Source organism: Mycobacterium sp. MAA66, assembly GCF_041261665.1.
Classification (GTDB): Bacteria; Actinomycetota; Actinomycetes; order Mycobacteriales; family Mycobacteriaceae; genus Mycobacterium.
In genome coordinates this window covers 1,065,362-1,091,328 of the sequence record NZ_JBGCCC010000001.1, presented here as the reverse complement: position 1 = coordinate 1,091,328, position 25,967 = coordinate 1,065,362, and the positions used below count along the sequence as shown (strand labels likewise).

Annotated in this window: 25 protein-coding genes; 15 read left to right on the top strand and 10 right to left on the bottom strand. The window is 66.8% G+C overall.

Going from position 1 to position 25,967, the window contains the following annotated elements:
- Nucleotides 1–4 precede the first annotated feature (4 nt).
- From ABIA30_RS05355 to ABIA30_RS05335, 5 genes are read left to right on the top strand one after another with little or no spacing between them, the layout of a single operon-like run.
- Nucleotides 5–319: an urease subunit beta gene (locus tag ABIA30_RS05355; RefSeq protein WP_370063353.1), complete on the top strand. Its 315-nt coding sequence runs from the start codon at nucleotides 5–7 to the stop codon at nucleotides 317–319.
- Entirely contained in the window at nucleotides 316–2,037 is a 1,722-nt protein-coding gene (locus ABIA30_RS05350) for an urease subunit alpha (protein ID WP_370062761.1), read from the top strand. Before ABIA30_RS05355 ends, ABIA30_RS05350 begins: the two co-directional genes overlap by 4 nt.
- On the top strand, nucleotides 2,037–2,699 hold the full coding sequence (locus ABIA30_RS05345) for an urease accessory protein UreF (protein WP_370062759.1): 663 nt from the start codon (nucleotides 2,037–2,039) through the stop codon (nucleotides 2,697–2,699). The genes ABIA30_RS05350 and ABIA30_RS05345 overlap by 1 nt, the downstream gene beginning before the upstream one ends.
- A 19-nt stretch (nucleotides 2,700–2,718) precedes the next feature.
- On the top strand, nucleotides 2,719–3,390 hold the full coding sequence (gene ureG / locus ABIA30_RS05340; protein WP_370062757.1) for an urease accessory protein UreG: 672 nt from the start codon (nucleotides 2,719–2,721) through the stop codon (nucleotides 3,388–3,390).
- Entirely contained in the window at nucleotides 3,390–4,016 is a 627-nt protein-coding gene (locus tag ABIA30_RS05335; protein ID WP_370062755.1) for an urease accessory protein UreD, read from the top strand. The genes ureG and ABIA30_RS05335 overlap by 1 nt, the downstream gene beginning before the upstream one ends.
- 55 nt (nucleotides 4,017–4,071) lie before the next feature.
- On the opposite strand, the gene ABIA30_RS05330 is transcribed toward ABIA30_RS05335, so the two are convergent.
- The 3 genes from ABIA30_RS05330 to ABIA30_RS05320 form a co-directional block, all read right to left on the bottom strand.
- A complete protein-coding gene (locus tag ABIA30_RS05330; RefSeq protein ID WP_370062753.1) occupies nucleotides 4,072–5,466 on the bottom strand; it encodes an NAD(P)/FAD-dependent oxidoreductase in 1,395 nt (464 codons plus the stop codon).
- Nucleotides 5,467–5,560: 94 nt separating this feature from the next.
- Entirely contained in the window at nucleotides 5,561–6,490 is a 930-nt protein-coding gene (locus ABIA30_RS05325) for an LLM class F420-dependent oxidoreductase (RefSeq protein ID WP_370062751.1), read from the bottom strand.
- A 73-nt stretch (nucleotides 6,491–6,563) separates the two neighbouring features.
- Entirely contained in the window at nucleotides 6,564–7,235 is a 672-nt protein-coding gene (locus tag ABIA30_RS05320; RefSeq protein ID WP_370062749.1) for an SDR family oxidoreductase, read from the bottom strand.
- 146 nt (nucleotides 7,236–7,381) lie between these two features.
- Between ABIA30_RS05320 and modA the strand changes: the two genes are divergently transcribed.
- The 5 genes from modA (at nucleotide 7,382) to ABIA30_RS05295 (ending at nucleotide 11,748) form a co-directional block, all read left to right on the top strand.
- Nucleotides 7,382–8,158: a molybdate ABC transporter substrate-binding protein gene (modA, locus tag ABIA30_RS05315; protein WP_370062747.1), complete on the top strand. Its 777-nt coding sequence runs from the start codon at nucleotides 7,382–7,384 to the stop codon at nucleotides 8,156–8,158.
- Nucleotides 8,155–8,958 carry an ABC transporter permease gene (locus tag ABIA30_RS05310; RefSeq protein WP_370062745.1) on the top strand — a complete coding sequence of 268 codons (804 nt, stop codon included), beginning with the start codon at nucleotides 8,155–8,157 and terminating at the stop codon, nucleotides 8,956–8,958. The genes modA and ABIA30_RS05310 overlap by 4 nt, the downstream gene beginning before the upstream one ends.
- Nucleotides 8,955–10,040, top strand: a complete 1,086-nt coding sequence (locus ABIA30_RS05305; protein ID WP_370062743.1) for a sulfate/molybdate ABC transporter ATP-binding protein — start codon at nucleotides 8,955–8,957, stop codon at nucleotides 10,038–10,040. Before ABIA30_RS05310 ends, ABIA30_RS05305 begins: the two co-directional genes overlap by 4 nt.
- Nucleotides 10,041–10,202: 162 nt before the next feature.
- Nucleotides 10,203–11,255 (top strand): APA family fibronectin-binding glycoprotein, encoded by a 1,053-nt coding sequence (locus ABIA30_RS05300; RefSeq protein ID WP_370062741.1) that lies wholly within the window; start codon nucleotides 10,203–10,205, stop codon nucleotides 11,253–11,255.
- A gap of 184 nt (nucleotides 11,256–11,439) precedes the next feature.
- The gene (locus ABIA30_RS05295) at nucleotides 11,440–11,748 is read left to right on the top strand and encodes a GlsB/YeaQ/YmgE family stress response membrane protein (RefSeq protein ID WP_370062739.1); all 309 of its coding nucleotides are present in this window, start codon (nucleotides 11,440–11,442) and stop codon (nucleotides 11,746–11,748) included.
- Between the two features lie 117 nt (nucleotides 11,749–11,865).
- On the opposite strand, the gene ABIA30_RS05290 is transcribed toward ABIA30_RS05295, so the two are convergent.
- The gene (locus tag ABIA30_RS05290; protein ID WP_370062737.1) at nucleotides 11,866–12,597 is read right to left on the bottom strand and encodes a lysostaphin resistance A-like protein; all 732 of its coding nucleotides are present in this window, start codon (nucleotides 12,595–12,597) and stop codon (nucleotides 11,866–11,868) included.
- A 70-nt stretch (nucleotides 12,598–12,667) separates the two neighbouring features.
- Here ABIA30_RS05290 and ABIA30_RS05285 point away from each other — a divergent pair, with 70 nt between their 5' ends.
- The 3 genes from ABIA30_RS05285 to ABIA30_RS05275 are packed head-to-tail and all read left to right on the top strand — an operon-like array spanning nucleotide 12,668 to nucleotide 17,945.
- On the top strand, nucleotides 12,668–15,025 hold the full coding sequence (locus tag ABIA30_RS05285; protein ID WP_370062735.1) for a CoA transferase: 2,358 nt from the start codon (nucleotides 12,668–12,670) through the stop codon (nucleotides 15,023–15,025).
- Complete coding sequence (locus ABIA30_RS05280; protein WP_370062733.1) at nucleotides 15,022–16,464, top strand: aldehyde dehydrogenase; 1,443 nt, start codon at nucleotides 15,022–15,024, stop codon at nucleotides 16,462–16,464. Before ABIA30_RS05285 ends, ABIA30_RS05280 begins: the two co-directional genes overlap by 4 nt.
- Nucleotides 16,465–16,472: 8 nt before the next feature.
- Nucleotides 16,473–17,945, top strand: a complete 1,473-nt coding sequence (locus ABIA30_RS05275; RefSeq protein ID WP_370062731.1) for an acetyl-CoA acetyltransferase — start codon at nucleotides 16,473–16,475, stop codon at nucleotides 17,943–17,945.
- 6 nt (nucleotides 17,946–17,951) lie between these two features.
- Here ABIA30_RS05275 and ABIA30_RS05270 read toward each other — a convergent pair whose 3' ends face one another.
- The 3 genes from ABIA30_RS05270 to ABIA30_RS05260 are packed head-to-tail and all read right to left on the bottom strand — an operon-like array spanning nucleotide 17,952 to nucleotide 20,232.
- Nucleotides 17,952–19,184, bottom strand: a complete 1,233-nt coding sequence (locus ABIA30_RS05270; RefSeq protein ID WP_370062729.1) for an NAD(P)/FAD-dependent oxidoreductase — start codon at nucleotides 19,182–19,184, stop codon at nucleotides 17,952–17,954.
- 42 nt (nucleotides 19,185–19,226) lie between these two features.
- Entirely contained in the window at nucleotides 19,227–19,859 is a 633-nt protein-coding gene (locus ABIA30_RS05265; protein ID WP_370062727.1) for an endonuclease, read from the bottom strand.
- Nucleotides 19,860–19,899: 40 nt separating this feature from the next.
- A complete protein-coding gene (locus tag ABIA30_RS05260; RefSeq protein WP_370062725.1) occupies nucleotides 19,900–20,232 on the bottom strand; it encodes a TfoX/Sxy family protein in 333 nt (110 codons plus the stop codon).
- A gap of 85 nt (nucleotides 20,233–20,317) precedes the next feature.
- Here ABIA30_RS05260 and ABIA30_RS05255 point away from each other — a divergent pair, with 85 nt between their 5' ends.
- The gene (locus ABIA30_RS05255; protein ID WP_370062723.1) at nucleotides 20,318–21,367 is read left to right on the top strand and encodes an ABC transporter permease; all 1,050 of its coding nucleotides are present in this window, start codon (nucleotides 20,318–20,320) and stop codon (nucleotides 21,365–21,367) included.
- A gap of 3 nt (nucleotides 21,368–21,370) precedes the next feature.
- Nucleotides 21,371–22,384: an ATP-binding cassette domain-containing protein gene (locus ABIA30_RS05250; protein WP_370062721.1), complete on the top strand. Its 1,014-nt coding sequence runs from the start codon at nucleotides 21,371–21,373 to the stop codon at nucleotides 22,382–22,384.
- A gap of 2 nt (nucleotides 22,385–22,386) precedes the next feature.
- Here ABIA30_RS05250 and ABIA30_RS05245 read toward each other — a convergent pair whose 3' ends face one another.
- The 3 genes from ABIA30_RS05245 to ABIA30_RS05235 form a co-directional block, all read right to left on the bottom strand.
- Entirely contained in the window at nucleotides 22,387–22,776 is a 390-nt protein-coding gene (locus ABIA30_RS05245) for a nitroreductase/quinone reductase family protein (RefSeq protein WP_370062719.1), read from the bottom strand.
- 86 nt (nucleotides 22,777–22,862) lie between these two features.
- Entirely contained in the window at nucleotides 22,863–25,196 is a 2,334-nt protein-coding gene (lon, locus tag ABIA30_RS05240) for an endopeptidase La (RefSeq protein WP_370062717.1), read from the bottom strand.
- Between the two features lie 54 nt (nucleotides 25,197–25,250).
- The gene (locus ABIA30_RS05235) at nucleotides 25,251–25,898 is read right to left on the bottom strand and encodes a VC0807 family protein (protein WP_370062715.1); all 648 of its coding nucleotides are present in this window, start codon (nucleotides 25,896–25,898) and stop codon (nucleotides 25,251–25,253) included.
- Nucleotides 25,899–25,967: the final 69 nt, after the last annotated feature.

Here is a 25,967-nt window from a genome sequence, read left to right as displayed (position 1 = left end):
GCCACTGGTGCCCGGTGAAATCCTGTACGGCAACGGCGATATCGAGATCAATGCCGGCGTGGCGCGGCTGACGCTGGACGTGGTCAACACCGGCGATCGTCCCGTGCAGGTGGGCAGCCACGTCCATTTCCCGCAGGCCAATTCGGCGCTGCAGTTCGACCGGGTGGCGGCCCACGGATATCGGCTCGATGTGCCGGCGGGTACCGCAGTTCGGTTTGAACCTGGCGTAGCACAACATATCTCGTTGGTACCACTGGGCGGCACGCGTGAGGTCTACGGCCTGTCGCTGAACCCGCCCGGAAAGTTGGATGCATCGTGACGTCGTTGTCCCGGGCGCGGTACGCAGCCCTGTTCGGCCCGACGACGGGGGATCGAATCCGGTTGGCGGACACCGACCTGCTCATCGAGATCACCGAGGACCGCAGCGGCGGACCCGGATTGTCCGGTGACGAAGCGGTTTTCGGCGGCGGCAAGGTGTTGCGGGAATCGATGGGCCAGGCTCGGGCCACCCGCGCCGACGGTGCCCCGGACACCGTGATCACCGGTGCGATCATCATCGACCACTGGGGAATCATCAAGGCCGACATCGGCATTCGGGACGGCCGCATCGCGGCGATCGGCAAGGCCGGCAATCCCGACATCATGTCCGGTGTGCACCCCGATCTGGTGATCGGGCCGTCGACCGAGATCATCGCGGGCAATGGACGCATTCTGACCGCCGGCGGTATCGACTGTCATGTGCACTTCATCTGTCCGCAGATCCTCGAGGAGGCGATCGGCGCGGGCATCACCACCATGATCGGCGGCGGCACCGGACCGGCGGAGGGGAGCAAGGCCACCACGGTGACGCCCGGAGCCTGGCACCTGGGCCGCATGTTGCAGGCCCTCGACGGTTGGCCGATGAACATCCTGCTGCTGGGCAAGGGTAATACGATCAACCCGGAGTCCATGTGGGAGCAATTGCGCGGTGGCGCAGCCGGATTCAAACTCCATGAGGACTGGGGCACGACCCCGGCGGCCATCGATGCGTGTCTGCGGGTGGCCGAGGAGGCCGACGTCCAGGTGGCCCTGCATTCGGACACCCTCAACGAAATGGGTTTCGTCGAGGACACTTTGGCGGCCATCAACGGCCGGGCGATCCACGCGTACCACACCGAAGGCGCCGGCGGTGGGCACGCACCCGACATCATCACGGTGGCCAGCCACCCGAACGTCATGCCCAGTTCCACCAATCCGACTCGCCCGCACACCATCAACACACTCGATGAACACCTCGACATGCTGATGGTGTGCCATCACCTGAACTCCGCGGTGCCCGAGGATCTGGCGTTCGCGGAGAGCCGGATCCGGCCGTCCACCATCGCTGCGGAGGATCTGCTGCACGACATCGGCGCCATTTCGATGATCGGTAGCGACAGCCAGGCGATGGGCCGCATCGGCGAGGTGGTGATGCGGACCTGGCAAACCGCCCACGTCATGAAGAAGCGGCGCGGCGCGCTACCGGGTGACGGTGCCGCGGACAACAACCGGGTCCGCCGGTACGTGGCCAAATACACCATCTGCCCCGCGATCACTCATGGCATCGATCACGAACTCGGTTCGGTGGAGGTGGGCAAGCTCGCCGACCTGGTGCTCTGGGAGCCCGCGTTCTTCGGTGTGCGACCGCATGCGGTGCTCAAGGGTGGTGCGATCGCCTGGGCCGCCATGGGCGACGCCAACGCATCCATCCCGACAACACAGCCCGTGCTGCCGCGGCCCATGTTCGGTGCCCATCCGACCGTCGCTGCCGGCCTGGCGGTGCACTTCGTGTCACCCACGGCCATCGAAGACGACCTCGCGGCCCGGCTCGGCTTGCGGCGCAGGCTCGTTCCGGTTCGAAACGTCCGGGGTAGAGGTAAGGCCGACCTGCCGCTCAACGACGCGATGCCGGACATCAAGGTGGACCCGGACACCTTTACCGTGCGCATCGACGGCGAAGTCTGGCCTGAGCAGCCGGCGACCGAATTGCCGATGGCTCAACGATATTCCCTGTTCTGATGACAGGACTTGCGACCCTGCTGGCGTTGTCGGACTCGCGGCTGCCGACCGGTGGGCACGTGCACTCCGGGGGAGTCGAGGAGGCGATCACCAGCGGACTGGTCCTGGATCTGGTGACCTTGCGGGCCTACCTGCAGCGGCGGGTTCGCACTTCGGCGTTGGTGACCGCGTCGATCGCCGCCGAGGTGCACCGGGGAATGGATCCTGCTGTCGCAGACCGGGAGACCGACGCCCGTACCCCGGCCCCCGCGGCTCGGGCCGCGTCCAGGGCGCAGGGGCGTGGGCTGGTGCGGTTGGCGCGGCGGGTCTGGCCTATGACAGGGGCGAGCGAAGCGGCGGGGGATTGTTCGTGCTGGCAGCTGCTGGGCACCCGGCCGCACCTGGCGGTGGCCTCCGGCATGGTCGGTCGAGCCAGTCGGCTCACACCCGAACAGACCTCTGCCACAGTCGTTTACACCACCATGACCGGCTCGGCGACCGCAGCTCAGCGGCTGCTGGCGCTGGACCCGGGCGACGTTGCGGCCTTGACCTTCGAGCTCTCCGAATTGTGCGATGCGGTGGCCGTCGAAGCGGCCAAGGGCATCGCCGACCTGTCCGATCCGCTGCTCGATGTCCTCGCGCAACGTCACGCCGAGCGTGACCGGCCGCTGTTTTCCTCCTGACCAGAACGAAAGGTCCACCATGCCACCGCATTTCATCGACGGGGAACCGCACCGTCACCACGACCGTCCCAAGCGCGTACGCCAGCCCGGTGAACCGCTGCGCATCGGGGTCGGCGGACCCGTCGGCTCTGGCAAGACGGCATTGGTGGCGGCACTGTGCCGGCAGTTACGCGACGAGCTGTCGTTGGCGGTGCTGACCAACGACATCTACACCACCGAGGACGCCGACTTCCTGCGTCGCAACGCCGTGTTGTCCGACGAACGGATCGCCGCGGTGCAGACCGGTGGCTGCCCGCACACCGCGATTCGCGACGACATCACCGCCAACCTCGATGCCATCGACGACTTGATCGAGACCAACCCCAAGCTCGACCTGATCCTGGTCGAGTCCGGCGGCGACAACCTGACCGCAACCTTCTCCTCGGGTCTGGTCGACGTCCAGATCTTCGTCGTCGACGTGGCCGGCGGCGACAAGGTGCCGCGTAAGGGTGGGCCGGGTGTCACGTTCTCAGATCTGTTGGTGGTCAACAAGACCGACCTGGCTCCGATGGTGGGCGCCGACCTCGAAGTCATGCGCCGCGACGCTGCCAAGGTGCGGGATGACCGCCCGACAGTGCTGATCTCGCTGACCGATGACCCGACTGCTGCCGCGGTGTTGGCCTGGGTGCGCGGTCAGCTCACCGCGGCCTGATGCATTCCGCCGTCCTGATCGTCGCGCGTCCGGGTCGCGGTCCGCGGATCGAATGCTCCGGCGGGCTGGCGGCCCGCCAGACCGAACCGGACACCGTGCATCTGGTGTCCGCGGCAGCCACCCCACTCGGCGGCGACACCATCGGGGTCCGGGTGGTTGTCGAACCCGGTGCCCGCCTGCGGTTGCGCAGTGTCGCGGCCACCATCGCGCTGCCTGGCGCAACGGACATGCAATCGCACGCGCATTGGGATCTCGAGGTTGCCGGCGCCCTCGACCTGGACCCCGAGCCGACGGTGATCGCCGGGGGCAGCAGTCATGTGGCCGTCACCCGCGTGCGTATCGACGGACACGGCAGCGTGCGGCTGCGGGAGCGGGTGCAGATCGGGCGCGCCGGTGAACACCACGGGTTCTGGTCCGGGAGTATGTCCGCTGATCTCGACGGGTTGCCGCTACTGCGGCACCGCGTCGAGATCGGCACCGGCGCGGTGACCGACGACCCGCTCGTAGCATCACGCGCGTACATCGGCGAACTGCGTTATCCCGAAACAACATTCGACGGACAGGGCACCGTGATGGCACTGGCAGCCGGCGGCTGCCTGTCCACCTGGCAGGGCGCCCGGCTCTAGGCCGTACGACGATCACGCGGCGAGGTACGAGCCGCGTTGAGGCGCGGCATTCGGCCTACGACGCGACCGACTCCGCATCGGGCGCGGCCTGCACCGACGATGCGATCTCCTCGAGTTCCCCGATCCTGGTGCGGGCGTAGGCCTGCTGCTCGGTGATGGTGAGCTGGCCGCGCTGGCGGCCCAGGAACGTCACCGCCCACGACAGCACGGTGGCGATCTTGCTCTTGAAGCCCACCAGGTAGATCAGGTGCAGACCCAGCCAGGCCAGCCAGGCGATGAAGCCGCTGAACTCCAGCTTGCCGACCTTGGCGACGGCGTTCCACTTCGAGACGGTGGCCATCGAGCCCTTGTCGAAGTACGAGAACGGCTCGCGTGGCTTCGGTATGGTGCCGTGGGCGCGTGCCTTGGCCTCGTTCTTGAGGATCGCCGCCACGTGGTTGGCACCCTGGATGGCGCCTTGAGCCATCCCCGGCACGCCTGGGACGAAGGCCATGTCGCCGACGACGAACACGTTGGGGTGACCGGGAATCGACAGGTCCGGATTGACGACGACGCGACCGGCGCGGTCGATCTCGGTATCAGACTGCGCCGCAAGATCTTTGCCCAGCGGGCTGGCCTGCACGCCCGCCGACCACACCTTGCATGCCGACTCGATCCGGCGGATGGTGCCGTCCTTGTCCTTCACCGTGATGCCGTTGCGGTCGACGTCGGTAACCATCGCGTTGAGCTGGATTTCGACACCCATCCGCTCCAGCCGGGCCTTCGCCTTGAGACCGAGCTTCTCACCCATGGGCGGCAGCACTGCGGGCGCGGCGTCGAGCAGGATGACCTTGGCCTCGGTCGGATCGATGTGCCGGAAGCTGCCTTTGAGGGTCTGGTCGGCGAGTTCCTGGATCTGGCCGGCCATCTCGACACCGGTCGGACCCGCACCGACGACCACGAAGGTCAGCAGCTTCTTGCGCCGCTCGGGATCGCTGGAGCGCTCGGCCTGCTCGAATGCGCCCAGGATGCGGCCGCGCAGCTCCAATGCATCGTCGATCGACTTCATGCCCGGTGCCCACTCTGCGAAGTGGTCGTTGCCGAAGTACGACTGGCCGGCGCCGGCCGCGATGATCAGGCTGTCGAAGGGCGTGCAGTAGGTGTGCCCCAGCAGAATCGAATCGACGGTCTGGTTCTCCAGATCGATGTGCGTCACGTCGCCGAGCAGCACCTGGGTGTTCTGTTGCTTGCGCAGGATCAGGCGGGTCGGCGGGGCGATCTCGCCCTCGGAGATGATCCCGGTGGCCACTTGGTACAGCAGCGGCTGGAACAGGTGGTGCGTGGTCCGGGCGATCAGCTTGACGTCGACATCGGAGTGCCTCAGGGCTTTGGCGGCGGTCAAGCCCCCAAACCCTGATCCGATGATGACGACCTTGTGTCGATCCGTTGACGTCGCTCCGGGGTGGCTCACTTCAGCTCCTCGCCGTACGGCCCGTTGTTGTTACCCACAGGCTAGCCGCAGCGCTGGGTCAGAGCGAAGTGAGATACCCCATCGCGCCGTCTGTTCAGCTGCCGGTCACCGCGTGCAGCGCTGCTCCGAGGGCGGTGATGACACCTGGCACATATCCGGTGACCTGGGTCGGGATGTTGACGATCACGCCGCCGACACCCGCGTCGAACACCTTGGCTTTCAACTGTTCGGCGACGTGCTCGGCGCTGCCGGCCACCATGTTCTGCTGGTGATCCGAGGGGATCAGGTCCGGTGTCGCCCTGTCGTCGACGAGCGCGGTCAGCAGCATGCTGGTTTCCAGCGTGGCCGGATCCCGGTCGATCTTTTCGCACGCGTCGCGTACCACATTGAGCTTGTGCGGCAACTCATCGAAGCCGCCGATGATGTTGAGGTGGTCGAAGTGCCGGGCGGCCAGCGGGATGGTCTTCTTCTCGCCTCGGCCACCGATCAACAGCGGAATGTGGTCGCGGAAGCGGGGATTGGCCATCGCCTCGGTCGTGCGGTAGTACTTGCCGCTGAAGGTGGGGCGCTCGCCCTTGATCATCGGCATGATGATCTGCAACGCCTCGTCGAGGCGGTTGAACCGGTCGGTGAACGTGCCGAAATCGAAACCGAGTTGGTCGTGCTCGAGCTCGAACCACCCGGTGCCGATGCCGAGGACTGCGCGGCCCTGGCTCATCACGTCCAGCGTGGTGATGGCCTTGGCCAACAGGGTCGGGTTGCGGTAGGTGTTGCCGGTGACCATGGTGCCCAGTTGCACCTTCTTGGTCGCGGTCGCCAACCCGCCGAGGGTGGTGTAGGCCTCCAGCATCGGCTGGTCGGGGGTGCCGATCATCGGCAGTTGATAGAAGTGGTCCATCACGAAGACGGCGTCGAAGCCGGCCGCCTCGGCCTCTTGAGCCTGAGCGATGACGGTCGGATACAACTCGCCGACGCCGGTGCCGTAGGAGAAATTGGGGATCTGGAGAGCGAATCGAATCGTCACGATTCGACCCTAGCGATCGGCCCCGAGGTCAAACAGACCTTTCACCGGACGCGAACCCGGGAATAAAAAGGGCTCAGCCGAAGTTTGCCAGCGCGCCACTGCTGACGTGCAGCGTCTGGCCGGTGATGTGGCGGGCCGCCGGCGTGGTGAGAAACAGTGCGAGCCGGGTGATTTCGGATGCCACCGGTTCCGGTGCGGAGTCGACACCGTCGTAGCCGGGCTCGGCGCCGCGGCCCGAGGCCAGCGCGTTGACCCGGATCCCGCGGATGCCGAAGTGCTCGGACTGGCCGGCCGTCCAGGAGGACACCGCGGCCTTGATCGCGGACTCGACGCTGGCGCCCTTGGGGTTGTCGGGCACGACGGTGATGATCGATCCGCCCGAACGCAGGTTGTCGCCGAGGATCTGGACCGTCAGCACGGCGGACAGCAGTGTGGCGTCGAGGTGATGGCGCCACGACGCGGCGTGGTCGGCCAGCGTGTAGGTGCGCGGGTCGCCGCCCGACCAGGTGTGGGTCGGCACGTTGACGATGGTGTCGATGTGATGCGGCAGGCTGGCGCGGGCCTGCTCAAGTGCGGCGGCGTCGGTGTTGTCCACGACGATCGAGTGAACTTCGAGTTCCTTGGCAGCAACCTCGAGTTCGGTGGCGCGCGCACCTGCAATGAGCACGGTGTGCCCGGCATCGCGGAAGCCCTCTGCGATTGCCCGGCCGAGTTCGGTATCGCCTCCGGTCACCAGCACGTCCATCAGCACGACCTCCTCGTGTTCTACGCCGAACCGCGTCGTTCGGAAATGTTACCCGGCAGTAGCTAGCTGGCGAAATTCGCCACGCAGGAGAACTCGGTCCGCTACATCGAGGGCCCGGATCACCGAGGTCGCCTAGGGTTTGTCGGGTGAAGCCTGGTTTGCGGTCCGGTTGCCTGGTCGGTCTTGTCGCGGTGCTGGCTTTCGGCGGCGCCGGCTGCGGCTCCAAGGAGGCCGAACACCCCGCCACGGTCAAGGTCGTCACGGTCTACGCGGCCGCGTCGCTGCGATCGGCATTCGCCGACATCCGGCAGCGGTATCAGGATGAAAATCCTGGCAGCACAATCGAATTCAACTTCGCCGGGTCATCGGATCTGGTCACTCAACTCACCCAGGGTGCAAAGGCCGACGTGTTCGCCTCGGCCGACACCCGGAACATGGACAAGGCCGCCAGTGCCGGGTTGCTGGCCACCACGCCGGTCAACTTCGCCTCCAACACCCTGTCCATCGTGGTCGCGCCGGGCAATCCCAAGCACGTCGCGTCGTTCGCCGACCTGGCCAAGCCCGGGCTGTCGGTGGTGGTCTGCGCCGCGCAGGTGCCGTGCGGCGGGGCGACGCAGAAGGTGGCCCAGCGGGCCGGCGTCCAGCTCAACCCGGTCAGTGAGGAATCGTCGGTGACCGACGTGCTGAACAAGGTGACCACCGGTCAGGCCGATGCCGGGTTGGTGTACCGCACCGATGCCATGGTGGCGGGCGCGAAAGTGACGACCGTGGAATTTCCCGAGGCCGCCGCCGTGGTCAACAACTATCCGATCGCGGTGCTCAAGACCGCGGCCGATCCCGCCGCGGCGGGGCGTTTCCTGCAGTTGGTGACCGGCGAGGTGGGCCAGGAGATCCTGCGGCAGGCGGGTTTCGCCAAACCTTGAGTCCCGGCCTTCCGCGTTGGATCTATCTCCCCGCCGCGGCCGGGGTCTTGTTCGTGACGGTGCCGTTGTTCGCGGTCGTGGCCAAGGTCGACTGGGCCGAGTTCGGCTCGCTGATCAGCAGTCCGTCGTCGCTGGCGGCGCTGTCGCTGAGCCTCAAGACCGCGGCGGCCAGCACGATGGCGTGCGTGGTGTTGGGCGTTCCGCTGGCGCTGGTGCTGGCCCGAAGTCGATCGGGGCTGGTGCGCTGGGTGCGCCCGGTGATCCTGCTGCCGCTGGTGTTGCCGCCAGTGGTCGGCGGGATCGCACTCTTGTACGCATTCGGGCGTCTCGGCCTGCTGGGCCGATATCTCGATGCCGCCGGCATTCACATCGCGTTCACCACCACGGCCGTGGTGTTGGCCCAGACATTCGTCTCGCTGCCGTTCCTGGTCATTGCGCTGGAGGGGACGGTCCGCAGTGTCGGCACGGACCACGAGGCGGTGGCCGCGACGCTCGGCGCGGGGCCGAGCACGGTGTGGTGGCGGGTGACCCTGCCGATGTTGCGGCCGGGTCTGGTGTCGGGGGCCGTGCTCGCATTCGCGCGTTCCCTCGGGGAATTCGGTGCCACGCTGACGTTCGCCGGTTCCCGACAAGGTGTGACCCGGACGCTGCCGTTGGAGATCTACCTGCAACGTGAGTCCGATGCCGATGCGGCGGTGGCACTGTCGCTACTTCTGGTGGTGATCGCGGCGGTGGTCGTCGGCGGGGTGGGTAGCCGCCGGTTGGTGGCCGGCGCACCCGATGCCGGTGGTCGGCCGTGACCGGCTTGCATCTGCGCGCGACGCTCGAAAAGCGCCATCTGGACCTGGAATTCGAGGTGGCGCCGGGCGAGGTGGTGGCCATTCTCGGAGCGAACGGCGCGGGGAAATCCACTGTCCTGCACGTAATTGCCGGTCTGCTGCAGCCTGATTCGGGATCTGTGACGGCGGGTACCCGGTGTTTGACCGATGTTGCCGGCGGTGTGCGCGTACCGGTTCACGCTCGGAGGATCGGTCTGCTGCAACAGGATCCGATGCTCTTTCCGCATCTGGACGTCGCCGCCAATGTGGCCTTCGGGCCGCGGTGCGGGGGTGATCGCCGCCGAGCGGCGGAGGCGGCCCGCCGGTGGCTCGCCGAGGTCGACGCCGGCGAACTGGGCCGACGCAGGCCGTCGGAGCTCTCCGGTGGGCAAGCCCAACGCGTGGCGCTGGCACGGGCGCTGGCGACCGAGCCGGATGTGTTGCTGCTCGACGAGCCGATGGCGGGGCTGGACGTCACCGCAGCAGCGTCCATGCGCACTCTGCTGCGGGAGGTGCTCACCGAGGGGGGACGCTGTGCGGTGCTGGTCACGCACGAACTGCTCGATGTCACGGCGCTGGCAGACCGGGTGTTGATCCTGGATCGTGGGCGGATCGCCGAATCAGGTTCGCCCGCATCGGTATTGGCTGCGCCGGTCACCGCATTCGGGGCGCGGTTCGCCGGGGTGAACCTGCTGACGGGGATGACGCAGGAGCCGGACACGTTGCTCACCGCCGGCGGCCACCGGTTGTACGGCAGGCGTGCGGCCGGGCCGGCGCCAACTCGGGACCAGCCGGCGATTGCGGTGTTTGCGCCCGCGGCGGTCGAGGTGCACCGGCAACGACCGCTCGAACAGGGTGCGGCCACCACATTCGAGGTATCGGTTGCTGAACTCGACCACCGCGGATCGGCGATCAGGGTCAGAGCTGAACCCCTTGAAGCGGGGGCGACCGGCTTGGCGGCGGACATCAGTGTCCAGCTGGCCGCGCAGTTGCGGTTGATTCCCGGGGAACGGGTGTACTTCCGGGTGGCGGCCGACGAAGTCACGATTCGCCCGGCTGTCTGACGACGAAAACCCGCCCGGGAGTGCAGGCCCGGTGGGGCGGTGACAGCAACGGCGTGTCTTGGGGCTGGCGTCGAAATACTGATGACACGGCTACCTCGCTGCCGAACACTCTGACAGCACCGCACACTTGCGTCACGGCGGTAACACGGTAGTTTCAACGCCATGCAGCACCCCGATTCGCGGAGGACCGCACGCAAGCGGCTGATGAAGACCTTGACCATCGCGGTAACCAGCGCGACGGCCGCAGCGATCGCGTTGCCGGGCTCGTCGGCGTTGGCCCAACCGGCTCCCGCGCCGGCGCCCGCACCTGCACCTGCACCGGTCGCTCCTGCTCCCGCGCCTGCCCCGGTGGCTCCGGCGCCCGTTCCTGTCCCGGTGGCCCCGGCTCCGGCACCCGATGCCGGGGCTCCGGCCGCCCCCGCCCCAGCGCCTGCTCCTGGCGCCCCTACACCCGCTGGCCCCGATGCCGGCGCCCCCGCGCCGGCGCCGGCCGATCCCAACGCGCCGCCGGCTGACCCCAACGCACCCGCAGCACCGCCGGCCGGGGCTCCGGCTCCTGCCGAACCGGGTCAGGTCAACAACGACGCGGGCGGGTTCAGCTACGTCGTCCCGCAGGGCTGGAAAGCCTCTGATGCCACGCAGCTGTCGTACGGGCAGGTGCTGTTGACCAAGGTCGCCGCGACCGGTGAACAACCTCCGACCGACACCAGCGTGCTGATCGGTCGGCTGGATCTGAAGCTGTTCGCCGGCGCAGAGGCCGACAACGCCAAGGCCGCCAACCGGTTGGCTTCCGACATGGGCGAGTTCTTCATGCCGTTCGCCGGCACCCGGATCAATCAGGCGGCCGCCCAGCTAACCGCCGGGAACTTGCCCGGGGCCGCGGCCTTCTACGAGGTGAAGTTCACCGACACTACCAAGCCCAATGGCCAGATCTGGGCCGGCGTGGTCGGTAACCCGCCGCCGGACAGCAGTATTCGGGCCCAGCGCAACCCGCAGCGTTGGTTTGTGGTGTGGCTCGGCTCGTCGAACCACCCGGTCGACAAGGCGGCCGCAACCGCGCTGGCTCAGTCGATCCGGCCATGGAACCCGCCGCCTCCGCCGGCCCCGGATCCAAACGCGCCGGCGGCGCCCGCGGCCCCGGCCGATCCGGCCCACCCGGCTGTAGGAGTGCCGGTCCCGGTAACCAACGCGCCGCCGGAGATGACGCCGCACTAGCCAGTTGAAGCAATTGAGGACACCGTGGGTCTGACCGGTGCATCAGTACAGAGTCGGGGCCGCGGACGAAACTTGCCTCTGATCGTGTGCTGAATGGCGTTCGGTCGTTACTTTTTGCGCGTATACCGAGATATACCCCAGCAGTGCAGCTGGGTATGGCTAGTTCACAGGCAGGAGTTCTCTCATGGACATGCTCGCGACTCATCAATTGTTGGCTAGTGGAACACCGACCGCCGTGGGATGGATTTCATACATCATCATCGGCGGTCTTGCCGGTTGGCTGGCCGGGAAGATTGTCAAAGGCGACGGCCAAGGCATTATTTTCGACGTTATTGTGGGTGTGATCGGCGGCTTCATCGGTGGCTTCTTACTGGAGAAGTTCGGGGTCGACGTCGAGAGTGGACGGAAATGGTTCACCTTCTTCACCGCGCTTCTAGGTGCGGTGATTCTGCTCTTCGTCGTCAGATTGGTACGCAAGGCGATCTCGAAATAGTTTGACGGGTTGCGTATTCGCCGGGTCGATTCAATGACGCTCGGCGAATACGTCAAACCTAAGTTCCAGCGCATGTTTGACGCGGTGCGCGGTGGGCAAAACGGCAACGCGGTCGCGTCAGGTGTTCAGATGCCAGACCAACGCCGCCGCCAGGGCGCCCATCCCGTTGAGGGACCAGTGCAGCGCGATCGGTGCCAGCAGACTGCCCGACCGTCGTCGCAACCAGGTGAATACGAACCCGGCCGCCGCGGTGGCGATCACGGCCATCACCACCCCGGCGATCATGCCGGGAGCCCCGGCGCCGAGCACCCGGGTGAATCCGACATTTGTACTGGTCAATCCAAGTGATGTCGCGATGTGCCACATACCGAACAGCAGCGAGCCCGCGGTGGCGACACCGCGGAACCCCCAGGCCCGGTTCAGGGTCCCGTGCAGCACACCCCGGAAGGCCAACTCCTCGGGGATGACGGTCTGCAACGGGATGATGATCATGGAGGCCAGCACCGCGCCGGAGATGGTGGCGTAGTGATTGTTCAGGAACATCGGCCGGGTCCACGGCAGTAACAGTCCGATCGCGATCACCGACCCGACCAACAGCACCGCCCCGAGCGCGTATCGCATCCCGGACCGCCAATGCTCACGGCCGAGGCCGAGCTCGGCCCAGCCGAGTCCGCGGGAACGGACCAGGGCCACCAGCGCCACCGCGGCCACGGGCACCACGACGAAGTTCGCCCAGGGTGTCGTGAAGTGCGCAAGCAGGTTGGTCGCCACCAGCATGGTCACCACCACGATGATGTCGATGTAGACGCGCGAGTGCCGCGGGGCGACCACGGTGGCGGAATCGGACATTTGCTGAAAAATCATACCGACCAGTAGCAAAGAGCCAGGTCATCTTGGGTAATCCCGACCAACTAACCTGTTGGTCGTGGAGCTGCTCGCAGGGTTGCGTGTTCTCGATGTCGGCAGCGCAGAATCTGACGGCGTGGGCCGGCTGCTGGCAGATCTCGGGGCGGATGTACTCAAGATCGAGCCGGCCGGGGGAGCAGCGCAGCGCGGGAACCATCCACGGGTGGCCGGTGTTTCGCTCGGGTTCATCATCGGCAATGCCAACAAGCGCTGCGCGACTCTGGATCCCGGGCAGTCGGAGGATCGAGACCGGCTGATTGCGCTCGCCGCCGAAGCCGACATCGTCATCGACGGCGGACTGCCGGGACAGTTGGCCGCATTCGGCACCTCCTGCGCCGAACTTGCCGACCGGTTCGACACCTTGGTGGCAGCTTCGATCACCGACTTCGGGGCTGACGGGCCGCGTGCGACGTGGCAGGCCACCGATGCGGTGCTGTACGCGCTATCGACGGCGCTCTCCCGATCCGGACCCACCTCGGGCCGGCCGGTGCTGCCGCCGGACGGCATCGCGTCGGCCACCGCGGCGGTCCAGGCCGCGTGGGCGGTCTTGGTCGCGTACTTTCACCGGTTACGTTGCGGCCGGGGTGATTACCTGGACTTCTCGCGCTTCGAAGGGGTCCTGCTGGCGTTGGATCCGCCGTTCGGATCCCAGGGACAAGCGGCCTCCGGTCAGAAGACCGCCGCGGACCTGTGGCGTGGGCGTCCCCGGGACCAGCAGATCTATCCGACGTTCGGCTGCCGCGATGGCTTCGTGCGGATCTGTCTGCTGTCCCCGCGACAGTGGCGCGGTATGCGGGCCTGGCTTGGCGAGCCCGCAGAGTTCGCCGACCCCAAGTTCGACACCATCTCTGCCCGCTACGCGGCATCGGACGCGCTGAACGGTGCCATGGGCGCCCTGTTCGCGACTGCATCGATGGCTGACCTGGTAGCCGAGGGGCAACGCCGAGGAGTGCCGATCGCAGCGATGCTGACCCCGGCGGCCGCTCTGGATTCCGATCATTTCCGGGCTGTCGGCGCGCTGGCGCAGGCGCAGCTCACCGCAGGGACCCGGGTCACCGTGCCGACCGGACCATTCGTCGTCGATGACCGTCGCGCCGGCTTCCGCCGCAGTCCCTGTCAACCAGGTACTGAAGAACCGCATTGGGCCACATCGGCTTCGACCGGCATCACGTCGGCGGTCCCAGCCGTCGATCAGCCGTTGGCGGGTCTGCGGATCCTGGATCTCGGGGTGATCGTCGCCGGTGGTGAACTCGGCCGCTTGTTCGCCGACCTCGGCGCCGAGGTGATCAAGATCGAGAGCGCTTCGTATCCGGACGGGTTGCGGCAGAAGCCGCCCGGGCAGCCGATGAGCCGGACCTGGGCACTGACCCATCGCAATGAGTACAGCCTCGGCCTTGATCTGCGCACACCGCGCGGTCGAGAGATCTTCGGCGAGCTGGTCCGAGCCTCGGATGCGGTGTTCGCCAACTTCAAACCGGGAACCCTTGCCGCACTGGGGTTCTCCACTGATCGTCTGCATGAGTTGAACCCTGGGCTGGTGCTCGCCGAAAGCAGTGCCTTCGGTGCGTCGGGCCCCTGGAGTGATCGGATGGGGTACGGCCCGCTGGTGCGCGCCAACACCGGGGTCAGTCAGTTGTGGACGTCCGGGCGTCCCGGAGACGACGCGTTCTACGACGCGACCACCGTGTTCCCTGACCATGTGGTGGCCCGCGTCGCCGCGATCGGCGCCCTGGCTGCGCTGATTCACCGCCAGCGAGCTGGTTCTGGTGCACACGTTCATATTTCGCAGGCCGAGGTCGCGGTGAACGTGCTGGCCACCACCTACGTCGCCGAGGCGGCCCGTGGTGCAGGGCTGACCGTCGAGGCGGACCCGGCCGTGCACGGGGTGTATCCGTGCGCCGGAGATGACGAGTGGTGTGTCATCTCGCTGCGCGGCGATTCCGATCGCAGCGCACTGGCAACGGTCCTGCAGGTCAGCGAATTACCCAGCGGTGCAGATGAACTCGATGTGGTGGTGTCGGCGTGGACTGCGGTGCGCAGCCCGGCTGAGGTGGTCAGGACAGTCCAGGACGCGGGAGTCCCGGCCGGTCCGATGAACCGTGCGGTCGAGGTGCTGGGCGATCCGCAGGTTCTGGCCCGCGGCCTTTATGCCGATCTGCATCATCCGCTGTTCGAGGAGCCGATGCCCGCCGAAACCGGACCGACGATGTTCCGTCGTATCGGGTCGGCGCCGATGCGGCCGGCCCCGCAGGCCGGCGAGCACACCCGCGAAATCTGTTCGCGGGTACTCGGATTGGGCAGTGGCGAGGTCGACGACCTGATCGACTCGGGGGCAGTGTTCGAAGGTTCTTCGGAAGGGGTCAGGGCATGACTGTGATCGACGAGGGCGCACGGATTTTCATCGACGGGCAGATCCGCCGCGCGGCGGCATCCGCCCCGGTGCTGGAAGCGGCCACCGGGGCACTGCTCGGCTCCGGAGCGGTGGCGACTTCCGCCGAGGTCGATGCAGCAGTGGCCTCGGCGCGGACCGCGCTGCCCGGGTGGCGCGGCACCGCACCGACCGAACGGGCCGCGGTACTGATGCGCTTCGCCGATGCGCTGGAGGCGCGGGCGCCCGGCACCAACGAATTGTGCACCCGAGAGAACGGGATGCCGATCCGGCTCTCGCGCGGGGCCAATGGCCGCTTTCCGGCGGCACTGCTGCGGTATTACGCCGAGTTGATCCGCGAGAGTGCCGTCGAGGAGATTCGGCCGGCGGCGATCGGGCACACCATCGTGCGTCGGGAAGCGGTCGGAGTGGTGGCTGCGGTCGTGCCGTGGAACTATCCGCAGGCCCTCGCCGCATTCAAGCTCGCGCCGGCCTTGGCGGCAGGCTGCACCATGGTGCTCAAGGCATCGCCGGAAACCGCTCTGGACGCACTGGTTTTCGCTGAAGCCGCCATCGATGCCGGGCTGCCCGTCGGCGTCCTCAACGTCATCGCCGGCGGGCCCGAAACCGGCGGATATCTGATCTCGCATCCCGGCATCGACAAGGTCTCCTTCACCGGGTCGACGGCGACGGGGCGGCTCATCGCCGAGATCTGTGGACGGCTGCTGCGGCCGGTCACGCTCGAACTGGGCGGCAAGTCGGCGGCGGTCATCCTGGAGGACGCCGACCTGGACTCCACCATCAAGGGCCTGCTCAACGCGTCGTTCGTCAACAACGGCCAGACCTGCCATCTGAGTTCCCGGATACTGGCGCCCCGGTCCCGCTACGGCGAGCTGGTCGATGCTCTTGCCGCGCTGGCCACCGGGCTGAAAGTCGGTGACCCGCTGGACAAGTCGACCGAGGTCGGCCCGCTGGTCAGTGCCCGGCAGCGCGACCGGGTGCTCGGCTACATCGAAGCGGGTAAAGCTGAGGGTGCCAGGCTCGTTGCCGGCGGCGGGATTCCGGCGGACCAGCCCGACGGTTGGTTCGTCGCACCGACGGTGTTCGCCGATGTGGACAACGCCACACGCATCGCGCAGGAGGAGATCTTCGGTCCGGTGCTGGCCGTCATCCCATATGACACCGAGCAGCAGGCCATCGACATCGCCAACGACAGCGAATACGGGCTGGGCGGCACGGTGTGGTCGGCTGATGCCGAGCGCGCGACCGACATCGCCCGCGCCATCCACAGTGGCACCGTCGGGGTCAACGATTACCAACTGGACATGGCGGCGCCGTTCGGCGGCGTGAAGTCAAGTGGCCTGGGCCGTGAACTCGGTCCCGAGGGATTGACCGCCTACCAGCAACTGAAGTCCATCTACCGCGTCGGCCCAGCCCAATAGGAGATCAAGTGCCACTCGATCCAAGAACACCGGTGCTGGTCGGCTACGGCCAGGTCAATCAGCACGACGAGACACCCGGCGCCGAGCCGGTCGACCTGATGGAGGCCGCCGCCCGGGCCGCTGCCGAAGCCCGGGTGCTGGAAGCTGTCGACGCGGTACGCATCGTCAACGTGCTGTCGCTGCGGTACAGGGATCCGGGCCTGCTGTTGGCCCAGCGCATCGGCGCGCCGGATGCGGTCACCGGCTACTCGCCGGTCGGTGGCAATGTGCCACAGTCGTTGGTCAACCGGGCCTGTCTGGACATTCAGCAGGGCCGCAACGAGGTGGTGCTGATCGCCGGCGGCGAAACCTGGCGCACCCGAACGCGTTTGAAGGCGCGCGGCGAACGGCTGACCGGGACGGAACAGGACGCCTCGGTGCAGATGGCGCCCAGTGATCCGGAATTCGACATGGCCGGTCCAGCTGAGGTCCGGATCGGTCTGGTGGCGCCGTCGCATGTTTATCCGATGTTCGAACAGGCGCTGCGGATCGCAGCGGGGGAGAGCTCCGACGACCATCGACGCCGCATCGGTGCGCTGTGGTCACGTTTCAGTGAAGTGGCGCAAGGCAATCCACACGCGTGGAGCCGGGAGTCGGTGCCGGGCGAGCAGATCTGGCAGCCGGGCCCGTCGAACCGGATGATCAGCTGGCCGTACACCAAATTGATGAATTCGAACAATATGGTCGATCAGGGCGCTGCGCTGGTCCTGACCTCGGTCGAGAAAGCGACTGCGCTCCAGATCCCCAGGCAGCGCTGGGTTTTCCCACACGCCGGTACCGACGCCCACGACACCTATCTGATCGGCCAGCGGGCCAGTTTCTCGGGCTCCCCGGCGATCCGGATCGCCGGGCAGCGGGTGCTGGAGCTCGCCGGCCGGGGTATCGATGACATCGACGCGGTGGACGTGTATTCATGCTTCCCGTCCGCGGTCCAGGTGGCGGCGGGTGAACTTGGGTTGGCGCTCGACGATCCGCAACGGCCGTTGACCGTCACCGGCGGCCTGACCTTCGCCGGTGGTCCGTGGAACAACTACGTCTCGCATTCCATCGCGACCATGGCTGAGCGGCTGTCCGCCCACCCCGGTCAAGTGGGGCTGATCACCGCGAATGGCGGCTACCTCACCAAGCACAGCTTCGGCGTCTACGGAACCGAGCCACCCAGTGGTCAATTCCGTTGGCAGGACCTGCAATCCGAGGTTGATGCCGAGCCGACGATCCTCGCTGAGGAGGCGTGGTCCGGTACCGGCACGGTGGAGACCTGGACGACGCCGTTCAATCGTGACGGTGAGCCGGAGAAGGTATACGTCGCGGTGCGCACGCCCACGGGCAGCCGGGCGCTCGCGGTCATCACCGACGCCTCGCAGGCGGAGGCCAGCACGCGGCAGGACATCGCGGGTGCGGAAGTCACCGTCAAACCCGACGGCAGCGCCGGGCTGGACTGAGACGGGTTACCCGGCCAGGGTGGACAATTCGATCGACGGGTCGGTCAGCGCCATGGTGTTGACCGGATGGCGGGCCCGGATCAACGTCTTGATGTGGTCGAGGCCTTCCCAGATATTGACATTCATCCCGGCGATCACGCGGCTGTTGGTATCGAGCCAGAACATGGTGAATTTGCGGTTGTCGACATCACCGCGAACGGCTACCTCGTGATACGTCGGCGCGTGGCCGACGTACTCCATGCCCAGGTCGTACTGGTCGGTGAAGAAGTACGGCAGTTCGTCGTAGCAGCCCGGACTCCCGAGCATGCCCGATACCGCGACCTCGGGTTGTTTGAGGGCGTTGGCCCAATGCTCGGTGCGGATCAGGCCGTCGAACAAGGGATGCTCGGCGGCCGCGATGTCGCCAACCGCGTAGATGTCGGGGTCGCTGGTCCGCAGTGACGCATCGACCCGGACGCCGCCCCCGGCGATCGTCAATCCGGTACGTTCGGCCAGCTCGATGTTCGGCTTGGCGCCCACGGCGACCAGTACGGCATCGGCGGTGACGGTGGATCCGTCACCGAGTCGCAGCCCTGTCGCCGTGTTGTTTTCGGTGGTGATCTCATCCACGGTGGTGCCCAGGCGCAGGTCGACTCCATGATCGCGGTGCAGTCGGGCGAAGACTTCCGCCGCCTCGTGGCCCAGGGCCGCCAGGAGCGGCAGCCGCGCCGATTCCACCACGGTCACCTCCACGCCGAGCCCGCGGGCACTGGCCGCGACCTCCAGCCCGATCCAGCCGGCCCCGACAATCGCCAATCGGCTGTGCGCGCTCAGATCCGCCAGCAGTGCCTCTGCGTTGTCCACGGTGCGCAGAAAGTGCACACCGCGGGCGTCGGCGCCGGGAATCGGTGGCCGGCGCGCGTGAGATCCTGTGGCCAGCAACAATTTATCGTAGTGCTCATGATCACCGGCGTGAAATGCCACGGTGTGCGAGCCGGTATCGATCGTGGTGACCTCCGCTCCGAGACGGAGGTCGATATCGTGTTGGCGGTACCAGTCGGCGGGGTGGACGGTGAATTCCTCCAGGCTCTGTTTGCCGGCCAGATAGCCCTTGGACAGCGGAGGCCGCTCGTACGGCGCTCGCTCTTCGGCGCCGAACACGACAACCGTTCCGGCAAAGTCGTTGTTGCGCAGAGATTCTGCGGCCTTGGCTGCGGCCAGGCCGCCGCCGACGATCACGAAAATGGGTGAGGTGGACATGTGTACTCCGTTCGATGACCGTGGGGGACTGTTGTTTCGGTACTACGCTCCGATGCGCCCGCGTAACTCGTCGACTCCCGCGCGCACCAGCGCGGCCGCGAGGCGCGTGCTCTGGTGTGGCGCGAGCGCACTGAGGACTCGCGGATCCGTCGGTAATCCAAGGGTTTTCGCCGCAGCCAGGGCTCGATCGTCAAAGTACGGTCGCACCCACGGCCAGACGTCCTGCACTTCACGCAGAAAGATGCCGGAGCCGGTATGGCCGATGCCGTCGAAACGCTGCAGGGCGGATGTCGCCGAGGCCACGTCATGTTCGGCCTCGGCGGCCAGATTGCGGAGGTCTCCGGCGTACTCGTCGCGCACCCGGGTTGCCAGGCCGGTCATCCGAGTGGCCGAACTCTCGTCATAGCGGGCGTAGCCGGCGCGTCCGAAGGCCTCGATCAGCTGTCGACGGTTCGCCGCGAGGACCGCAACCGGGGTTCGCAGGCCTCGCCGGAACAGTTCACGCGCTGCTGCTGCTGCGGTCGACGCGGCAACCGGCTTGCCGGCCAGCATGCACAGCGACAGCAGCTCGAACAGCGGCATCGGTTTGTTTCGGATCGTGATGCCGGCGTCTTCGGCGTAGGTGGTGCCGGCCGCGGCGATGAGCCTGGCGGCCAGCTTGTGCTCAGTTGCCATAGCAGGACGCATACCCGCTCACCCCGGTCGCAAACGCCGCCTATTTGGCGGGCAGGGTCCCGGCGTACCCGATACCCCTATCCACCCAGCTCTGCAGCTGCCTCTTGGTCTTCAGGCCGTCGGTCGCCACCCGCAGCCAACCGCGCATCTGACGGCCGCCCATCGTCATCAGTTCCACATGGCGCCGCCCCAGCAGCTTTTCGGTGTCGCCGGGGTCCACGCGGACCATCATGCCGCCGTCCCGGCTCACTGCCACCGACATGTGGCCGTGCACCAGGAAGGCGAGCCCGCCGAACATCCGCTTCTCGTCGACACCGCCGACCGAACCGAGCAGCTCCCGAATCCTGTTGGCCAGGTCTTCGTCGTAGGCCATATGGCAAGTCTCGCACCACGCTGCCGGCAATGTTGGCTTTGGCTAACTTGCCCACGAACCGCCTGGGACGAGTTAGATTCCACACGTGCTGATCGCGGCGTTACGGGACTTGGAGTGGCGGCGGCGCCGGTTCTTCCTCGCGGTCGTCGGTACCGCTTTCGTATTCGCCATGACTTTGGTACTGACCGGGCTGGCCAACGGATTTCGGGTGGAGGCGAGCAACACCGTCAACTCGTTGGGCATCGACTACTTCATGATCCAGAAAGGAGCGGCCGGACCATTTCTGGGTTCGTCGCCGTTCGCTCAGACCGAAGTCACACGCGCGCAACAACTTCCCGGGGTTCAGGACGCAGCCGCCGTGGTGTATGCGGGCACGACGGCGTTGGACAACGGCACACCCCGGACCATGAACCTGTTCGGCGCACCCACCAATGGCCCGGGGATGCCGGTGATGTCGCAGGGCCGTCCGCCCGCCACGCCGGATGAGATTGCGGTGTCGTCCACACTGGGCCGCAAGATCGGCGACCAGATGCACATCGCCTCGCACACACTGCAGGTGGTGGGGATCGTCAACAATTCCACGGTGCTGGCCCAGCAACCCAACCTGTTCCTGACGACGCTGGGTGCGCAAGGTCTGGTCTACGGCGGGCAGCCGGTCATCGCGTCGGTCGGCATCCGCGGAAACCCGGCCCGCGCCCTTGACGGGTACCGGCTGGTGGACCGTCACGGTGCGATCGACGACATGATGCGGCCGCTGAAGGTCGCGGTGGATGCCATCAGCATCATGGCGGTGCTGCTCTGGGTGGTGGCCGCGACGATCGTCGGCATGTTCATCTACATGTCCGCGATGGAACGCACCCGTGATTTCGCGGTGTTCAAAGCTGTTGGGGTGCAGACGAAGTCGGTGCTGGCCGGGCTGGCGCTGCAGGCTGTGGTGATCGCAGTGGTGTCTGCGGCATTCGGTGTGTTGCTCTCGATGGTGCTCGGACCGATGTTCCCGATGCGGGTCGACGTGCCCGCCGGCGCATACCTGTTGCTGCCGGTGGTGGCCGTCGGCATCGGGCTGCTGGCCAGCCTGGCGGGACTGCGTAGAGCGGTCAAGATCGATCCGGCGATGGCATTCGGAGGCCCCTAGACCATGAGCGGCTTGCAGATTCGTGATCTGGTGGTGGAGTACGGCAAGTCCGGCGACAAGGTCCGACCGATCGATAACTTCAACCTGGAGTTGTCGTCGGGATCGTTGGCGCTGCTGTTGGGTCCGAGCGGCTGTGGGAAGACGACGTTGCTCTCGTGTATCGGCGGAATCCTCAAGCCCACGTCGGGCCAGATCCTGTTCGATGACATCGATGTCACCACACTCGACGCGAAGGGTCTTACCGATTATCGCCGTAACACGGTCGGCATCGTGTTTCAGGCGTTCAACCTGGTGCCGAGCCTGACGGCGGCCGAGAATGTGATGGTGCCGATGCGGGCCGCCGGCATGAGCCGTCGCGAGGCCCGCGAGCGTACCGCTGAGCTGCTGGACCGCGTCGGGCTGTCTGATCGGACGACGCACCGCCCGGGTGACCTGTCCGGGGGTCAGCAGCAGCGGGTCGCGGTGGCCCGCGCGATTGCCCTCGACCCGCCGGTGATCCTGGCCGACGAGCCGACCGCGCATCTGGACTTCATCCAGGTCGAAGAGGTACTCAAGCTCATCCACGAGCTGTCGAAAGACCGCCTCGTCGTGGTCGCGACGCACGACAGCCGGATGCTGCCACTGGCCAATCGGGTAATCGAGATGGTGCCTGCCTTGGCGAGCACCGACCGCGAACCCGAAACTTTCCGTCTGACAGAAGGTTCGGTGGTGTTCGAGCAGAACACCATGGGCGACCTGATCTATGTCGTCGCCGACGGCCGGTTCGAGATCACCCGCGAGATGCCCGATGGCGAGACGCTGTTGCTGCACATCGCCGGCCCCGGTGACTACTTCGGCGAGATCGGGCCGTTGTTCGGTTTGCCGCGCACCGCGACCGTCCGTGCTCTCACAGCTGGAACGGTCGTCGGCTACACCGTCAAGGAGTTCCGGGCGCGGCTCGGCCCCGATCGTATCCACGAGCTGATCGAGCACCGGGAGCTCGACCTGGACGACGCGGCTCAGGCGGATATCGCCTGAGGTCAGTCCAGATCGACCCGCACGGACAACAGGTCGGTGCCCATCACTCGGACGACCGCGCTGTTCAGCTGCGGGAGCTGACGTAGGCGCGCGACCGGATCGTCGTCGGGTACCGGGTGTGCAGTACCGGTCCGCCACTGGCCGTCGATACGAACGCGCACAGCCGGATTCGCGATGATGTTGCGCACGAAATCGGCGTGATCGCCGTGTTCGGACACCAGCCAGAAGGCGTTGTCGATCACTCGGCCACCGATCGCGGTGTGGCGGGGCTCGCCGGACTTACGGCCGACGGTCTCCAGCATGGTCACCGGCAGTTGCCGGCCCACCGGATTGACGAGACGACGTTGGACCGTGTGGACCACCCGTCGTTTGACTTCATTGAAGTTGGGCATGTGCCCATCTAACGCGAGCAGACGCAAATGTCCCACCACCCGGAGGTGAACAGGAGCATTTGCGTCTGCTCGCGTTGTCGGTGTTGCTACGCCGCCACAGTGATCTCGGCGGCCGGTTCCAGCGCCTGAGCGATGATGTCGGCCACGTCGGTCATCGGTCGCACATCGAGCGCGGCCAGCACCTCGGCGGGCACGTCGTCCAGGTCCGGCTCATTGCGCTGCGGAATGAAAACCGTTGTCAGCCCGGCTCGTTGGGCTGCCAGCAGCTTCTGCTTCACGCCGCCGATGGGCAGCACCCGGCCGTTCAGCGTGACCTCACCGGTCATGCCGACATCACCACGGACCTGACGTCCGGTGGCCATCGACACCAGCGCCGTCACCATGGTGACACCCGCCGATGGACCGTCCTTGGGCACCGCACCCGCGGGCACGTGCACGTGGATACGACGGTCCAGTGCCTTCGGATCCACGCCCAACTGCGCGGCGTGCGACCGCACGTAGGACAGCGCGATCTGCGCCGACTCCTTCATCACGTCCCCCAACTGACCGGTCAGCTGCAGACCCGCTTCGCCGTCGTTGGAGCCGGCCTCGATGTAGAGGACGTCGCCTCCCAGGCCGGTCACCGCCAGCCCGGTTGCCACCCCGGGCACCGCCGTACGTTCCGCCGATTCGGGCATGAAGCGCGGACGGCCCAGGTACTCAACCAGATCCGGCTCGTCCACGGTCACTGCGTCCACGCCTGAGGCCAGTTTGGTGGTCACCTTGCGCAGCGCCTTGGCCAGCAGCCGCTCGAACTGCCGAACCCCGGGTTCGCGCGTGTAATCCGCGGCGACCTTGCGCAGTGCCGCATCGGTCACCCGCACTTCTTCGGCGGTGAGCGCCGCTTTCTCGGCCTGCCTCGGCAGCAGGTAGTCGCGGGCGATGGCCACCTTGTCGTCCTCGGTGTAGCCGTCGATCTGCACCAGCTCCATCCGGTCCAGCAGTGCCGACGGGATGTTCTCGATCACGTTGGCGGTGGCCAGGAACACCACATCGGACAGGTCCAGGTCCAGATCCAGGTAGTGATCGCGGAAGGTGTGGTTTTGCGCCGGGTCAAGCACCTCCAGCAGCGCCGCACCCGGATCGCCCCGGTAGTCCGAGCCCACCTTGTCGATCTCGTCAAGCAGCACAACGGGATTCATCGAACCCGCTTCGCTGATGGCCCGCACCACGCGGCCCGGCAGCGCGCCGACGTACGTACGCCGGTGGCCGCGGATCTCGGCCTCGTCGCGCACACCGCCCAGGGCGACGCGCACGAACTTGCGACCCAGCGCCCGGGCGACGGACTCACCCAGCGAGGTCTTGCCGACCCCGGGTGGTCCGGCCAGCACCATCACCGCACCGGAACCGCGCCCGCCGACCACTGCCATGCCGCGCTCGGCCCGGCGGGCCCGCACGGCCAGGTACTCGACGATGCGGTCCTTGACGTCGTCCAGCCCGTGGTGGTCGGCGTCGAGGATCTCGCGGGCCCCCGCCAGATCCGTCGAATCCTCGGTGCGCACGTTCCACGGCAGCTCCAGGACGGTGTCCAGCCAGCTGCGGATCCACCCGCCCTCCGGGCTCTGCTCACTGGACCGCTCCAGCTTGCCGACCTCGCGCAGCGCGGCCTCGCGCACCTTCTCGGGCAGTGCAGCGGCCTCGATCCGGGACCGGTAGTCCTCCGGGTTGGCTTCGCCCTCAGGGTCCAGTTCGCCGAGTTCCTTGCGAATGGCCTCCAGTTGCTGGCGCAGCAGGAATTCCTTTTGCCGCTTGTCCATGCCGGCTCGCACGTCCTCGGCGATCTTGTCGTTGACCTCGACCTCTGCCAGGTGCTCACCGGTCCACGCGACCAGGTTGCGCAGCCGGGCCGAAACGTCTTCGGTCTCGAGCAGTTCGCGCTTCTGCACGTCGGTCAGGTACGAGGCGTATCCGGCGGTGTCAGCCAGCCCGGACGGGTCGGTGATCTTGTTGACCGCATCGATGATCTGCCAGGCCTCACGGCGCTGCAGCATCGCCAGCAGCAGCTTCTTGTACTCGGCGGCCAGCGCCTTGGTCTCGTCGGTGGGTTCGGTGTCAGCCACCTCGTCGACGAAAACCCACAGTGCCGTGCCCGGACCGGTGGTGCCGGAACCGATGTGGGCGCGTCCCTCACCACGGACAACTGCGGCTGCGCCGCCACCGGGGACCCGTCCGACCTGCACGATCGACGCCAGCACACCGTAGGTGGGGTAGCGGTCGTCGAGGCGCGGCGCAATCAACAGCTTCCCGGACTCGCTTGCCTGAGCGGCGTCGACGGCGACCCGTGCGGCGTCGTCGAGTTCGATCGGCACCACCATGCCGGGCAGCACGATCGGCTCGGTGATGAACAGGACAGGAACAGCAACGTTTGTGGCTTCGGACATCATTTCCTCCACGCGAGCGGCGCCCGCCATAGACAAAAGTTGAATCTGATGCGCTCAACCTTGGCGGTCGTTGCTTTGTTCCCGTTCTACCGTCGCTCGCTGTTCCCACCGCTTGCGAGCTCGATTGGCGATGACAACCGTCGCGGTCATCAGCAGACCGGTGGAGGCGAGCGACAACACCGAGGTAGCGGCATTGGCGACGTCCACCGACGTCGAGTAGATGACGGCCAGATGGATGGCCGCACTGACGATCAGGCCTACGCCCCACATCGCTGAGAGCAGAACGTGCACGCGACGCCTGTACTCGGCGGCACCGGGACCCGACGTCTCCTGCTGGGACTGGACGCGTTCGGCCACGATCTGGGTCAGCGGCCTTCCGACGACGCAGCTGACCAGGAAGATCAGCCCGCCGATGCCGCCGACCAGCGTATTGCCGGCGAGCAGCAGCCGTGGGTCCGAGGTGCTCAGGCCCACGGCCAGGCTCAGCCCGAAGTTGAGCATCAGGTAGCCCGCGAAGGGATCGAGCCGCCGCGCGCGGATCGCATCGTGGACGACCTTGGCTCCGGCCAGCATCGTCGCGGTCAGTAGCGCGACGTATTCCGAGAAGCCGGCCGCCCGAAGCCCGTAGTAGGCGATCAGCGGTGGCGCGATGTCGAGGAGGATGCCGCGGATGACCGGCCGGATCGAACGCGGTTGGTTCACCGGGCTGACGATATGCGCGCGAAGCGCACAGGAGGGAATAGCCGGGCTGTGTCGGCGGTCATAGTCGCC